Source organism: Janthinobacterium rivuli (assembly GCF_009208735.1).
Lineage (GTDB): Bacteria > Pseudomonadota > Gammaproteobacteria > Burkholderiales > Burkholderiaceae_D > Janthinobacterium.
On record NZ_WFLJ01000012.1, the window covers coordinates 173,008 to 186,166 of the forward strand.

Below are 13,159 nucleotides of genomic sequence, written 5' to 3' on the forward strand. Positions count from 1 at the left end.
GGCGGTCAGTTACCCCGATACGTGGAAAAACCGAAAGGACTGAGCAGCAAGGGAATGTGATAGTGCTGGTCGGTCTTTTCCACGTGGAATTGCACGGGGATTTCCGGGAAAAAAGTTTCCTGTTTCAGGCGCGCATAGTGCTCGCCTGTCTTGAACACGATGCGGTAATCGCCCGCCTGCATGGGCGTCCCGGCCGGATACATGGCCGCGATGCGCCCTTGCGCATTCGTCACGGCGCTGCTCAATTGCTTCCAGTCAGTCCCCTGCTTTTGCTCCAGGGTCACCGTCACGCCCGCCGTCGGCTGGCCGCTCTGCAAGTCGAGGATGTGCACGCTCAAGGGATTGGCGGCGGCCAGGGCCGTGCTGGACAGGCTGGCGAAGGCCAGGGCGGCGGCGGTTTTTTTCAGGTAGGTCATCGTGTTGCTTTCAAGGTAAGGGGAGATCGAGTTCGGGAAGGGAGGACAGGGCTGCCTGGGCACAGGCGCGGTCTTGCAGGGCGCCACCGCCACCGGCCACGCCGATGGCGCCGACCACTTGTCCCTGGGCCATCAACGGCAGGCCGCCTCCGAGCAGCAACAGCTCCGGCACGCTGATCAAATTGCTCATGTCCGGATTGTTGCGGGCCGCCACGGCCAGCGCATAGGTATCGCTTTTGGTGGACAGGGCCGTGTAGGCCTTGCGCCGGCTGGCATCCGTGTTGTGAGGGCCGACGCCATCGGCGCGCTGCACGGCGACGACATTGCCGCCCCGGTCCAGTACGCTGACGACGATGTGCCGGCCTTGCGCCTGGCAAGCGGCCATGGCCGCGTTGGCGAGGGTGTTGGCCGCCGCCAGAGAAACATCATCGACCTTGCGCAATTGGGCGTGCGCCGGGCTGGCCAGCAGGCACAGCAGGGTAATGCCAGGGAAAAGAGATCGCATGTGGCTATCCGTTGAGTAAAGTGGCGCCAGTATGGCCAGTGTTACCCTACGAGAAGATGAGCGCCGCATGACATTTTTATCATCCGCGGCGGTCTGCGCGCGGCGTAAAATGCTTCAACATCCCACACGAAAGCTTCCACCCATGCGCATCCTGGTCATTGAAGACGAGCCGAAGACGGGCGACTATCTGCTGCGCGGCCTGGCCGAGTCCGGCTTTACGGTGAGCCTGGCGCGCAATGGCCGCGACGGCTTGCACATGGCCGGCAGCGAGGCGCCCGATTTGATCGTGCTCGACGTCATGCTGCCCATCATGGACGGCTGGCAAGTGTTGCGCGCGCTGCGGCTGCAGGAAGGCGGCGCGGACGTGCCCGTGATTTTCCTCACGGCGCGCGACGAGGTGCAGGACCGCGTGAAAGGGCTGGAGCTGGGCGCCGACGATTACCTGGTGAAACCGTTCGCCTTTGCCGAACTGGTGGCGCGCATCCGCACCCTGCTGCGGCGCGGGCCGCCCCGCGAAGACGACGTGATCCGCATCGGCGACATGGAAATCGATGTGATGAAACGCAAGGTCAGCCGGCAAGGCCAGCGCATCACCCTGACGGCCAAGGAATTCGGCTTGCTGCACCTGTTGGCGCGGCGCCAGGGCGAAGTCTTGTCGCGCTCCATCATCGCTTCGCAAGTGTGGGACATCAATTTCGAGAGCGACACCAATGTCATCGACGCGGCCATCCGCCGCCTGCGCAGCAAGCTCGACGATCCATTCGAACCCAAGCTGATCCACACCTTGCGGGGCATGGGCTATGTCTGCGAATTGCGCGCGCCCAGCGCTCCCGACAGCGGCGCCACCGCATGAAATTCTCGCAACTGCGCCGCTCGCTGACCCTGCGCGTCACGCTCGTGTTCGTGCTGATCGTGGCCCTCGTGTCCGCCGGTCTGGGCATGCATTTGTACCGCTCGTTCGTGGCGGAAATCGAGCGCCGCGACGACATTTTGTTGCTAGGCAAATTGCGGCAGATCCAGCAATTACTCGGTAACGCGGGCACCCTCGACATCATCCGCGAGCGGCCCCAGTATTTTCGCGACACCATGAGCGGGCAAGAGAACTCCCTGGTGCGCATCGTGCGCGCCGATGGCACGCGTTTGATCGATGTCAATCCGAACGGCGAGACGGTAGCGCATCCTGTTCCCGTGGCCGTCGATGCGCCCGTGACAGCCAGCGACATCGTCAGCTGGACCAGCCGCGACGGCTATCCGGCCAGGGTAGTGGCGGCCAGCGCGCGCATCGGCGAGCCGGCGCAGATGGCCGACATTTCCGTGGCACGGGTCTATGGCGACCGCGCAGCCATGTTTGCCGCCTACCGCTGGCAGATCGTCGTCTCCGTCGCCGTCAGCGCGCTGGTGGCGGCGATTCTTGCCAGCGTGATGCTGCTGCGGGGACTGCGGCCGTTGCGCAATATCGCCGCGCACGCGGCCCTCGTGCGGCCGGGCAAGCTGGGCCAGCAGCTGGAGGCGCGCGGCGCGCCGACGGAGCTCTTGCCCCTGATCCAGGCGCTCAACGCCATGCTGGCGCGGCTGCAGGAAGGCTATGCGCGGCTGTCGCAGTTTTCCGCGGATCTCGCGCATGAGTTCCGCACGCCCGTCACCAATCTGCTGGGGCAAAGCCAGGTCATGCTGGCCCGTCCGCGCAGCGCGCACGAGTACGAACAGCTGGTGTCGTCGAATGTGGAAGAGCTGGAGCGGCTGTCGCGCATGATCGACAGCATGTTGTTCCTGGCGCGCGCGCAGCAGGATGAGATGATCCTGATTAAGCAAGCCTTGCCCGTGCAGGACGAATTCTTGCGCCTGGCCGATTTCTTTGAAGGCCTGGCCGAAGAGCGGGGGCTGGCGCTGGCCTGCCACGGCAGCGGCGCGGTCACGGCCGAGCCGCAACTGCTGCGCCGCGCGCTGGGCAATTTGCTGTCGAACGCCATCCGCCACGCGGCGCCCGGCAGCACGATTTTATTGCGCTCGCATGCGACGAACGAGGGCGTGGAATTGAGCGTGAGCAACCTCGGCCCCGCCATCCCCGCGCGCCACTTGCCGCATCTGTTCGAGCGCTTCTACCGCGCCGACCCGGCCCGCAGCGACTCGGCCGCCTCCACAGGCCTGGGCCTGGCCATCGTCACGGCCATCATGCAGTTGCATGGCGGCAGCGCGACGGTCGCATCCGACGCGGCCGCCACGACGTTTACCCTGACCTTCCCCGTTTAGCCCATTTCGACAAGGAACTCATGCATGCCCGTATGCGGCAATTGCGCGCACGCGGGTGCAAAATGCGGCAACTGCCCCCACAGCAACGGGTTGCCGACGATGTACACATAATGCTGCGCGCGCGTGAGGGCCACGTTGAGCAGGTTCGGCGTGTCCGCCGCCCATTGCGCGGCGCCCACCGTGCTGTCGTCGGCGCCGAGGACCAGCATCACCACGCTTTGTTCCTTGCCCTGGAAGGTATGTACGGTGCCCACCATCTGGCTGCTCCACTGGCGCAATTCGCGCGCCGTCGGCGCCTTGCCGTAGCCGAGGCGGCGGTCCCAGTCCATGTCGATGATGCGCGAACGCAATTCGTTGCGCACGGCCTTGAACGGCGTGATCACATACATCTCCGGCAGCTTGCCGTCGCGGCGATACAGCTTTAATAGCACTTCCAGCACGAAATCGAGCTGCATGGGCACCACTTGCTTGTAGCTGACGGGACCTACGGCGTCGATCCAGCGGCTCGGGCCACGCGTGAGGCCGCGTGCGCCGGCCGGCGGCGTGCGCTCGGCCAGCCCGTAGACCATCTTGTCTTCGTAGGCGATGCTGTTGGCCAGCGAAAACATCGGTTCCACGCAGCGGCGGTGCACGCGCAAGGGGCTGCCGATCCACAAGGGTTTTTCGCTGTTGGCGCCGACAGCCGCGCCATAGCGATTGGCTTTGTCCGCCAGGGTCTGCACGGAAACGGACGTTGGCGCATAACTGCCATCGCGCGTGTGCGGCGACAGGGCCGACAAGGTTTGCACCAGGCGGCCCGGCACCGTGAACACGGGTTCGATCTGCAGCGGGTCGCCCACGACGACGGCGCGCTTGGCACGCCACAGGCCGCCCAGCGCCGCTTGTGGCGGTGCCTGGCCCGCTTCATCGATGAACAGCCAGCCCAGCGATTCGGGGCCCATGCCCTGGAACTGGCGCGCGAACGAGGCGAATGTGGTCGACACGACGGGCACCACCATGAACAGGCTGTGCCACACCATGGCGACGTGCGACTGGTCATAGGCACGCTTGTTTTTCAGCAATTTGGACACGGCCAGCAAGTTGCCGCCGAAGCCGGGTCCGCCTTTCTTCGCCACCTCGGCCAGCCACGCTTCATGCAGGGCCAGGGCCTTGGCGAACAGGCGCGAGCGCAGGCGCGCCAGGGCCGGTTCATGCCACAGGCCAGCGATCTGCAGGGTGTCGCCGTCCAGCTCGTCCAGGGTGGCCGGCGCGATGATGGTGGGGAAGCGCATGCGTGCGCGGCGCAGCAGTTCCGTGCTGTCATCCCACTCGCGCTGGCGCGACTGCGCCGTGCGCAGGGCGATGTGCAGGCTGTTGCGGGCACGCTCGCAGCGCGGCTCCAGCTCGCCTTTCAGCAGCAGCTTGATGGCGGACACGTCGCGCGCGGCCTGGCGCTGCGCCTCGGCATTGGCGACGACGGCCTCCTTGTAGGCGCGCGCCGGGGCCGTGCGGAACAGGCGGGCAAAGAAGCCGGGCTGCGTCAGCGCCACCAGGCGTTCCTCTTCCAGCAATTCCTTCTTGCTGAGCAGCAGGGTGTCCTGCTGCGCCAGCGCGTCGGACAGGGCGCCATTCGCCGCATCCATCTCTTGCTCGGCAGCAATCAGCGCCTGCTGGCTGGCCTCGATGAAATCGGCTTCCGTGCAGGTGCCGACGGCTTGCCACAGGGCCGCATATTGGGCGTGCTCGGCCAGCGCTTTTTCCACCACGTGTTCCGTCTCGCGAAACTCGCGCGCGGCCTGGGCGAAGCTCACGCCCTGGTAACTGGCCAGCCATTGGCGGATGTTCTGCGCGTTCGGCGTCTTGCGCGCCGTGCTCTTGTCCCAGTCGTCGTCATAAAAATTGCTGACGAAGCGGCGGCGGTTGGCGCTGTTGCCCAGCGCACAGGACATCAAGCCCCACGGCGCTTCCGCCTCGCCCAGGGCGCGGTTGGCGCCATTGCCGTCGGCCACGACCCGGCGCGCCACGCTTTCGAAATAGCGCGTGCGCGCCCATTCCTTGCCCAGCTGTTTCGGTTTCGGGAGATCGCCGGAAATGTTTTCCACCGCCGCATTGTTCGACGAGGCGACGACCATTTCAAAGCCCGTCAGTTCCGGGCGCAAGCGGGCGATCGTGATGGGGTCGCGCACGCCTTCGAAGGCCACGGCCACCTTGCCGATGAAGGCGTCGCCGGCGCGGTCCAGGCAGGACAGCACGCTGGCGCGGCGCACGATATTGTCGGCGAACAATTCGCGCAACAAGGTCGTCTTGCCCGTGCCCGGCGGGCCATTCACGGAAAAGATGCCGCGCTCGCTCAAGCCCGTGCGCGCGCCGTGGATGGCGAACTGCTGCATCAGGCTCATGGCGTAGCTGGCGTCTTCCAGCCAGTGTCCCCGGTTCATGTTCGCCGGATTGAGCATGGCGGCCAGCGCCTGGCGTCCGGCCGGGCTGTACAGGTCGATGCGCTCATCCTGCGCCAGCGGCGTCAGGTAGGCGGCGACCGTCGCGGGCAGCTTGCCGCCACGCAAGGCGCGGATGATCTGCTCCAGGTCATCGAGGTAAAAACTGTTGAGGATATCGACCGATGGCTCCACCGCATCGCCGAAGTCCAGGCTGCGGTTCTGGCTGGCCTCCAGCGTATCGGCGTCCGCCACGGCGGCGCGTTTCTTACGCGTGCGCAATTCCAGCACGGCCAGCGGCTGGCCGGCCGACGGGTGGAAACCGGCCCAGTCGCGCAGCAGGTCGGCCAGGGCCGCGATTTCCATGCCGGACAGGGGAGACGAGACATTGCCCGCCTCGTCCGTCACTGGCTGCGGGACGCGGCTTGCCGCGAAATTGCGCAGGCTGTCTTGCAGCGCCAGCTGGCTGTCGCTGAAGGCGTCCAGGCTCAGGCCCGACCAGTCCGGCGTGCGGGCGCGGCCCAGGGCCCACGGCAAAGTCGACACGGACACGGGATCGAACTGTGGCTCGCCCAGCGCATTGAGGTTCAGGCGGGCAAAGCACGAGCGTCCCAGCAGTTCTGTTTTTTCTGTTTCGGCGATGTTTTCCGGGCCATTGGCCGGCGGACAAGCCTTGTTGATTTCGGCCTTGTCGAACACGCCGAGGAACAGCGAGTAGCCGTCGATCTCGCGGTCGGACGGCACTTGCCACTGTGTGGCGAACTGCGGCGGCAATTGCGCCAGCTGTTCGCGGTGGAGGAGACGCACGGTGGACTGGTCTTCAACGTCCGTGATTTGATTCAGGTCAAACGGGATAAAGAATTCGATCTTGTGCCAATACTCCAGGATAGCCAGGAGGCGCTGCTGTTCTGCCTGATTCATGATGACCAATATTTTGTAAAGCGAGCGAGGATTGTAAAGCGTATGCGCGGTGCACGTTTTGCACTTTTGCCTATTGCGCGGGCTTTGCCGCAAAAAAAGTGGCGATTGCGGACGAAAAAAAGCCAGGCAGCAACTTCCTGCCTGGCTTTCCCGTGGGGAGGATGTTGCTATTGCTTAAAACTCTTCCCATTCGCTCTCGGTGCTGGCATTGCCGCGGCGTGCCGGCGCGGCCGCGACGGCCTGGCGCGCGGGTGCTGGCTTGGCCGCGGGGCGTGCGATGGCTGGCGCTGCCGGCGTCGTGCGCACCGGCGTCAGCTTGGGTGCGCTGGCGACATGGTTGCCGGTTTTAAAGAAGCCCACCACGTGCGCCAGTTCGCCCGCCTGTTCCTGCATGCTTTGCGAGGCGGCCGCCGCTTCTTCCACGAGGGCCGCATTTTGCTGCGTCACTTCATCCATCTGGGCAATGGCCATGTTGATCTGTTCGATGCCGATGGTCTGCTCGTGCGTGGCGGAAGTGATCTCGCCCATGATATCGGTCACGCGCACGATGCTGTCGACGATGTCGCCCATGGTCTGGCCCGCTTCATTGACGAGGCGCGAACCCGTGTCCACGTTGGCCACCGACGCGGCGATCAATTCCTTGATTTCCTTGGCGGCCGAGGCGGAACGGTGTGCCAGGTTGCGCACCTCGGTGGCCACGACGGCGAAGCCACGGCCCTGTTCGCCCGCGCGCGCCGCTTCGACGGCCGCGTTCAAGGCCAGGATATTCGTCTGGAAGGCGATGCCGTCGATGACGCCGATGATGTCGACGATCTTGCGCGACGAGGCATTGATGGTGCCCATGGTGTCGACCACTTGCGAGACGATGCTGCCGCCCCGCACGGCCACTTCCGATGCGCTTTTCGCCAGCTGGTTGGCCTGGCGCGCATTGTCCGCGTTCTGCTTCACGGTCGAGGTCAGCTCTTCCATGGCCGACGCCGTCTCTTCCAGCGAACTGGCTTGCTCTTCCGTGCGTGACGACAGGTCGAGGTTGCCGGCGGCAATTTCGCTCGACGCCGTGGAGATCGCATCCGTGCCGTGGCGCACTTGCGCCACCACGCCCAAGAGGCTGGTGTTCATGGCTTTCAGGGCGCCCAGCAGGCGGCCCGTTTCATCGCTGGAATTGACGACGATGTGCGACGACAAATCGCCCGAGGCCACGGTTTCCGCCACGCCCACGGCCGCATTGATGGGCTGGGTGATCGAGCGCGTGATGATCCAGGCAACAAAAGCGCCCAGCAGCACGGCCACGCTGCCCAGGGCAATCATGGAGGCGCGCGCGCTCGCGCTCAGCGTCTCGGCGTCCGTTGCCGCCTGCGCCGCCTGCTGCGCTTCATAGGCGACCAGGCTGTCGAGCGCGCCCAGCACGATCTTCAGGCTCGGTGCCGCCTGTTGCGTCAGGAAGGCAACCGCTTCTTCCGTCTGGCCCGCATTGCGCAGCTCGATGACCTTGTTGTTCAGCGGCGCGCCCGATTTCAGGGCCGCGTCCAGTTCGGCCATCAGGGCCGTTTCCTTGTCCGTCGAGATTTTCTTTTGCAAGGTTTCCTTGGCGGCGCCGTATTTCTTGCGCGATTCGCCGATCTTCGCCAGTTCCGCCTGCACCAGCGCTTCCGTCGGCGCCACCACCACGCTGGTGATCGCCAGGGTAATGTTGCGCACGTTGTCGCTCATGGTATTGGCGGCGGCCATCTTGACGTTCTTGTCGGTCACGATGTCGTGCGTGCGTGCGCTCAGTTGCGCCATCGAGTACAGGCCGACGAGCAAGACGGCCACCAGCAGGCCGAGGACGACAGCAAACCCGATCCCGAGCCGGGTGCCGATTTTGAATTGTGTGAGTGACATGATTGCTTTCGTGGTGCGGAAGTGAAGGAAAACGTCGACAGGCCACGGCTACGGGTTTATACGTAAGGGCGACCAGCCTGTAATTGTTCCTCAAAATTCCGCACTGCAATACAAAAACTTGTATCAAGTCCCCGAAAAGTTTAAAAATTGGTAGCAAATTAAATAAGTTGTCGTGTGGAAACAACGAGCGCGGCGCCGGAGGCGGACTCAGTTTTCCGCAAACATGTGGGTGGCCAGGAAATCGATGAAAGCGCGCAGTTTCGGCGTCAGGTGGCGGCTGCTGGGCCACAGGAGGCGAAAGGCGCCGTCGTGCCGGCGGTGCGCGTCCAGCACCGGCTGCAAGCGGCCGCTAGCGAGCGCCGCGCGCACGGCAAAGTCGGGCAGGGCGGCGATGCCCAGGCCGCTTTCGGCGAAGTGCAGCAAGGTCTCGACATTGTTGCAGTTCAGTAGCGCCGGCAGGCCGGCCGCCTGCAAGGCGGGCCATTCGGCCAAAGGCCACGCCTCGACCTTGCCGCTGCTGGGGAACTTGTATAGCAGACAAGTGTAGCGGACCAGGTCGGCGGGAAGTACCGGCGTGCCGTGCTGCGCCAGGTAGGCGGGCGCGGCCACCAGTTGCAGCTGGAACCGGCCCAGCTGGCGGCTCATCAAACGGCTGTCGGCGCTGTCTCCCGCGCGCACGACGGCATCGTAGCCTTCCTCGATCACGTCGACCCGGCGGTCGCTGAAATCGAGGTCGAGCTCCACCAGTGGATATGCGCGCGCGAACGCGGCCAGCACGGGATTGAGCAGGCTGCCCACTTGCGGCAGGCTGACGCGCAGCCGGCCTCGGGGCGCGCTCTTGCTGTTCGATAACTCCAGCTCGGCCGCCTCGATCTCGCCCAGGATGTGCCGGCAGCGTTCGAGAAACACGGTGCCTTCGCTGGTCAGCGCGATGCTGCGCGTGCTGCGCTGAAACAGGCGCACTTCCAGGCGCGCTTCCAGCCGCGCGATGCTCTTGCCCACGGCCGAGGCGGAAATGCCCAGCACCCGGCCCGCCGCCACGAAGCTGCGCAGTTCGGCCGCCTGCACGAAGGCCGTGAATCCCGCCAGGTTATCCATGTTGCTTCCGTTTCCTCACCATTGATTGCGGACGCCAACGTCCGCACAGACGGAAACTATAGCCTGTTTTTCTTTGATTGCGCTTGCCTTACCTTGGCAGCCTGATCATTTGAAAGGCTGAACCATGACGTACAACTTCTCTGCCGCGGCTCTGTCCGCCCGCATCGATCCCTTGCTCGATCTTGTTTTGCGCCAGCAGCGCCTGGTGGGCGCCGTGGTGCTGGTGCGCCACCGGGGCCAGGACGTGTATCGCCGCGCGGCTGGCTGCCTGGACCGCGAGGCGGGCACGCCCATGGTTGATGACGCCGTCTTCCGCCTGGCGTCCGTCAGCAAACCCATCGTCTCCACGGCCGCGCTGGCGCTGGTGGGGCAGCATCGCCTGGGGCTGGACGACCTGGTGGTGCGATGGCTGCCGTATTTTGCGCCGCGCCAGCCGGACGGCGCCGTGGCGGCAATCACCGTGCGTCACTTGCTCACGCACACGGCGGGCCTCGACTATGGCTTCTTCCAGCCGCCGGGCGGCGCGTATGCGCAGGCGGGGGTATCGGACGGCATGGATGCGTCCCGTATTTCCCTGGAGGATAACCTGCGCCGCCTGGCCACCGTGCCGCTCGCGTATGCGCCGGGCGAGCGCTGGGCGTATTCGATCGCCACCGATGTGCTGGGCGCCGTGATCGAAGCGGTGACGGGCTTGCCGCTGGCGCACGCCGTGGCACAGCTGGTGACGGCGCCGCTGGCCATGCGCGACACGGGGTTCATGGCTACCGATCCGGCGCGCCTGGCCGTCGCGTATGCGGACCGAGCGGCGGGCGAGTCCCGGCCGCGCCGCTTGCGCGACGCGGGGGAAGACCATCTGCCGTTTCTCGATGGCATGGCAGGTTTTACGTTAGCTCCGGCGCGCGCCCGCGATGCGCACGCGTATCCATCCGGCGGCGCCGGCATGGTGGGCTCGGCACCGGACTTCATGCGCCTGCTGGAAACCTTGCGCCTGGGTGGCGCGCCCCTGCTGCCGCCGGCGCTGGCGCGCCAGATGGGCGAAAGCCAGACCGGTGATTTCGACATGCCGTTCTGGCCGGGCCGCGGCTTTGGCCTGGGGTTTACCGTGCTGACGGACCCGCTTGCCGCCGCCACGTCCGAGTCCGTGGGCAGCTGGCGCATGGGCGGCACGTATGGCCACTCGTGGTTTGTCGACTCTGCGCAAGAATTGTCGGTGGTGGCGTTCACGAATACGGCATTGGAGGGCATGGCGGGACCGTTCGTGACGGAGCTGTGCCAGGCAGTGTATGGCACCGGGACGCTGTCATGACGCGCCCGCACCCCATCGTCTTTCTCGCGCTGGGCCTGTTCGGCGTGTATTGCATCGAGTTTGGCGTGGTGGGCATCTTGCCGATGATCATGCAGCGCTATGGCGTGACGGCCGCGCAGGCGGGGTCGCTGGTGAGCCTGTTCGCCCTGGTGATCGCCGTGGGCGGCCCCTTCCTCGTGCTGCTGGCCACGCGCTGGCGCCGCAAGCGCGTGCTGATCGTCTCGCTGCTGGTGTTCGCGCTGGCCAGCGTGGCCTCGGCCTATGCGCCCCGCTTCGAGTGGTTATTGGCGCTGCGCATCGTGCCGGCCCTGTTCCACCCCGTGTATTTCTCGCTGGCCATGGTGGCCGCCGCCGCCCTGTACCCGCCGCGCGAGGCGGCGCGGGCCGGCGCGCATGCGTTCACGGGCACCAGCATGGGCATGGTGCTGGGGATTCCGCTCACCACCTGGATCGCCGCGCAGGTTGGCTACGAGGCATCGTTTTTGGCTTGCGCCCTCGTCAACGCGCTGGCTGCGCTGGGGCTGTACCTGTTCTTGCCGGACACGCCGCGCGAAGCGCCGCTGGCGTATGGCAGTCAATTGGCCGTGCTGCGCAAACCCGCCCTGTGGTTCACCATCGCCGCCGCCGTGCTGGTGTTTGCCGCCATGTTTGCCGTGTATGCGTATGCGGCCGCTTACCTGCAGCAGGTGGCGGGCTTGTCGGCGCGCCAGACGGGGCTGGCGCTGGTGGTGTTTGGCGTGGGCGGCGTGGCCGGCAATCTGTTCGCGGGGCGCCAGCTGGGCACGCATGTGCTGCGCACGGTGGTGCTGCAGCCACTGCTGCTGGGGCTGGCGTACTGGCTGCTGTACCGCCATGCGGGAACTGGTCTCGGCTGGGCGGCGCTGGCCGTCTTGCTGCTGTTCTGGGGCGCGGCGCACACGAGTGGGCTGATCGTCACGCAAGTGTGGCTCAGCAGCGAAGCGCGCGAGGCGCCCGCGTTCGCCATCGGCGTGTATATCGCCGCCATCAATCTGGGCGTGACGGTGGGGGCATTGGCGGGAGGCATGGCCATCGAATCCTACGGCATGCCGGGGGCGCTGGCTTGCGGCGCGCTACTGGGCGGTCTGGCGCTGGCCTTGATCCTGCTCAAGGCGTGGCGCTACCGCCTGCCCTCAGTCGGCAAGATGGTTGGGGATGCGAAACAGTAGATCCGTGTCGCCGATATCCACGCCCGCTTGCGACAGCAGGGTGCTGGCCTGGCCCCGGTGATGCGTCTGGTGGTTGAAAAAATGCATGAGCAGGCTGAAAAATTCGCGCCGGTTCGGCCCCTTGCTGTTGCGGTAATCGAGCAAGTGGTCGAGGTCTTCTTCGCGGATGGAGGCGGCCCAGTCGATGATGAGCTGGTCCAGCCATTGCCGGTGCGCATGCATGGCGGCAAAATCCTCGGCCGCGAACAGCGGGTGCGTGAGCGACGCGGGCGGCGTGATGGCGCGGATGGGGTCGAGCAGGGGAAAGCCGGCCGGGTGCTGCGCATAGCGCTGCAGCCATAGCGTGTCGCCCACCATCACGTGGTTCAGGGTGGCCAGCAGGGAGCCGAAGAAGGCGCCCCGCTCGCGCTCCAGCTCGCCGGGAGGCAGGCTGGCCGCCGCCGCATACACCTTGGCATTCATCCACTGGTTGTAATCGGCCATCAGGCAAAGGTGGGCGCAACGGCTCATGGTGATTCCTCCAGTGGTTGATTGTTCTATGTCAAACGGACTTCAGGAACGCGCGTATGCCTGCGAGCAGCATTTCAATGGCCATCGCCGTCAGGATCAGGCCCATCAGGCGTTCAAACGCCGTCATGACTCTTGGACCGAGCGCGCGCTGCAAGCGTTCGGCGCACAGGAAGACGGCCAGCCAGACGACGGCCACGGCCGTCAGCCCCGCCACGTGGGCGATGACGTCGTTCATTTCATGCGAGGAAAACAGCAAGACCGTCGCCAGCGCCGACGGGCCGGCCAGCGCGGGGATGGCCAGCGGCACGATGAACGGTTCGCCTGCCATCTCGTGGTCGCTATTGCCGGCGCTGGGCTGCGGAAACACCATGCGCATGGCGATCAGGAACAGGATCACGCCGCCGCCGATGCGCAGCGCGATTTCCGACAACTGCAAGGCGTTGAGGAAATGGCGGCCGAAGAACATAAACAGCAGCAAGATGCCGAAGGCGATCATGCATTCGCGCACCACGACTTTCCAGCGCCGCTCGATGGGTACCCGTTTCAGGGCGTTGACGAACAGGGAAACGTTGCCGAACGGATCGGTGACAAGCAAGAGCAGGATAAATGTCTGGAAAAAATTCTGTGTCATGGTGATGTGATTGAGGTCAGCACCGCTGCCAGGATGGGCG

Annotated in this window: 11 protein-coding genes; 4 read left to right on the forward strand and 7 right to left on the reverse strand. The window is 65.4% G+C overall.

Annotated elements, in window-relative coordinates:
- Positions 1-5 precede the first annotated feature (5 nt).
- Both uraH and GCN78_RS17770 read right to left on the reverse strand, forming a co-directional pair.
- Entirely contained in the window at positions 6-416 is a 411-nt protein-coding gene (gene uraH, locus GCN78_RS17765) for a hydroxyisourate hydrolase (protein ID WP_152252855.1), read from the reverse strand.
- A 10-nt stretch (positions 417-426) separates the two neighbouring features.
- Positions 427-921 carry a GlcG/HbpS family heme-binding protein gene (locus GCN78_RS17770; RefSeq protein WP_152252856.1) on the reverse strand — a complete coding sequence of 165 codons (495 nt, stop codon included), beginning with the start codon at positions 919-921 and terminating at the stop codon, positions 427-429.
- 142 nt (positions 922-1,063) lie between these two features.
- Here GCN78_RS17770 and GCN78_RS17775 point away from each other — a divergent pair, with 142 nt between their 5' ends.
- Together GCN78_RS17775 and GCN78_RS17780 are read left to right on the forward strand one after the other, a co-directional pair.
- Entirely contained in the window at positions 1,064-1,774 is a 711-nt protein-coding gene (locus GCN78_RS17775; protein ID WP_152252857.1) for a heavy metal response regulator transcription factor, read from the forward strand.
- Positions 1,771-3,171, forward strand: a complete 1,401-nt coding sequence (locus GCN78_RS17780; protein ID WP_152252858.1) for a heavy metal sensor histidine kinase — start codon at positions 1,771-1,773, stop codon at positions 3,169-3,171. Before GCN78_RS17775 ends, GCN78_RS17780 begins: the two co-directional genes overlap by 4 nt.
- On the opposite strand, the gene GCN78_RS17785 is transcribed toward GCN78_RS17780, so the two are convergent.
- The 3 genes from GCN78_RS17785 to GCN78_RS17795 all read right to left on the reverse strand — a co-directional run bounded on the left by GCN78_RS17785 (position 3,168) and on the right by GCN78_RS17795 (position 9,485).
- Positions 3,168-6,506, reverse strand: coding sequence for a DEAD/DEAH box helicase (locus tag GCN78_RS17785; RefSeq protein WP_226939692.1), 3,339 nt, complete (start codon positions 6,504-6,506; stop codon positions 3,168-3,170). The genes GCN78_RS17780 and GCN78_RS17785 overlap by 4 nt on opposite strands.
- A gap of 174 nt (positions 6,507-6,680) precedes the next feature.
- Positions 6,681-8,387, reverse strand: a complete 1,707-nt coding sequence (locus GCN78_RS17790) for a methyl-accepting chemotaxis protein (protein ID WP_152252860.1) — start codon at positions 8,385-8,387, stop codon at positions 6,681-6,683.
- 207 nt (positions 8,388-8,594) lie between these two features.
- Positions 8,595-9,485: a LysR family transcriptional regulator gene (locus tag GCN78_RS17795; protein WP_152252861.1), complete on the reverse strand. Its 891-nt coding sequence runs from the start codon at positions 9,483-9,485 to the stop codon at positions 8,595-8,597.
- Positions 9,486-9,609: 124 nt separating this feature from the next.
- Between GCN78_RS17795 and GCN78_RS17800 the strand changes: the two genes are divergently transcribed.
- Both GCN78_RS17800 and GCN78_RS17805 read left to right on the forward strand, forming a co-directional pair.
- Positions 9,610-10,791, forward strand: coding sequence for a serine hydrolase domain-containing protein (locus tag GCN78_RS17800; RefSeq protein ID WP_152252862.1), 1,182 nt, complete (start codon positions 9,610-9,612; stop codon positions 10,789-10,791).
- The gene (locus GCN78_RS17805) at positions 10,788-11,978 is read left to right on the forward strand and encodes an MFS transporter (RefSeq protein ID WP_152252863.1); all 1,191 of its coding nucleotides are present in this window, start codon (positions 10,788-10,790) and stop codon (positions 11,976-11,978) included. Before GCN78_RS17800 ends, GCN78_RS17805 begins: the two co-directional genes overlap by 4 nt.
- Here GCN78_RS17805 and GCN78_RS17810 read toward each other — a convergent pair.
- Entirely contained in the window at positions 11,943-12,488 is a 546-nt protein-coding gene (locus tag GCN78_RS17810; protein ID WP_152252864.1) for a DinB family protein, read from the reverse strand. The genes GCN78_RS17805 and GCN78_RS17810 overlap by 36 nt on opposite strands.
- A 31-nt stretch (positions 12,489-12,519) precedes the next feature.
- Positions 12,520-13,119 carry a MarC family protein gene (locus tag GCN78_RS17815; RefSeq protein ID WP_152252865.1) on the reverse strand — a complete coding sequence of 200 codons (600 nt, stop codon included), beginning with the start codon at positions 13,117-13,119 and terminating at the stop codon, positions 12,520-12,522.
- Positions 13,120-13,159: the final 40 nt, after the last annotated feature.

Excerpts from the sequence above, each read along its gene's own strand:
- GCN78_RS17770 (WP_152252856.1), bottom strand. The coding sequence starts at position 921 with ATGCGATCTCTTTTCCCTGGCATTACCCTGCTGTGCCTGCTGGCCAGC.
- GCN78_RS17775 (WP_152252857.1), top strand. The coding sequence starts at position 1,064 with ATGCGCATCCTGGTCATTGAAGACGAGCCGAAGACGGGCGACTATCTG.
- GCN78_RS17815 (WP_152252865.1), bottom strand. The coding sequence starts at position 13,119 with ATGACACAGAATTTTTTCCAGACATTTATCCTGCTCTTGCTTGTCACC.
- GCN78_RS17800 (WP_152252862.1), top strand. The coding sequence starts at position 9,610 with ATGACGTACAACTTCTCTGCCGCGGCTCTGTCCGCCCGCATCGATCCC.
- uraH (WP_152252855.1), bottom strand. The coding sequence starts at position 416 with ATGACCTACCTGAAAAAAACCGCCGCCGCCCTGGCCTTCGCCAGCCTG.
- GCN78_RS17785 (WP_226939692.1), bottom strand. The coding sequence starts at position 6,506 with ATGAATCAGGCAGAACAGCAGCGCCTCCTGGCTATCCTGGAGTATTGG.
- GCN78_RS17810 (WP_152252864.1), bottom strand. The coding sequence starts at position 12,488 with ATGAGCCGTTGCGCCCACCTTTGCCTGATGGCCGATTACAACCAGTGG.
- GCN78_RS17805 (WP_152252863.1), top strand. The coding sequence starts at position 10,788 with ATGACGCGCCCGCACCCCATCGTCTTTCTCGCGCTGGGCCTGTTCGGC.
- GCN78_RS17780 (WP_152252858.1), top strand. The coding sequence starts at position 1,771 with ATGAAATTCTCGCAACTGCGCCGCTCGCTGACCCTGCGCGTCACGCTC.
- GCN78_RS17790 (WP_152252860.1), bottom strand. The coding sequence starts at position 8,387 with ATGTCACTCACACAATTCAAAATCGGCACCCGGCTCGGGATCGGGTTT.
- GCN78_RS17795 (WP_152252861.1), bottom strand. The coding sequence starts at position 9,485 with ATGGATAACCTGGCGGGATTCACGGCCTTCGTGCAGGCGGCCGAACTG.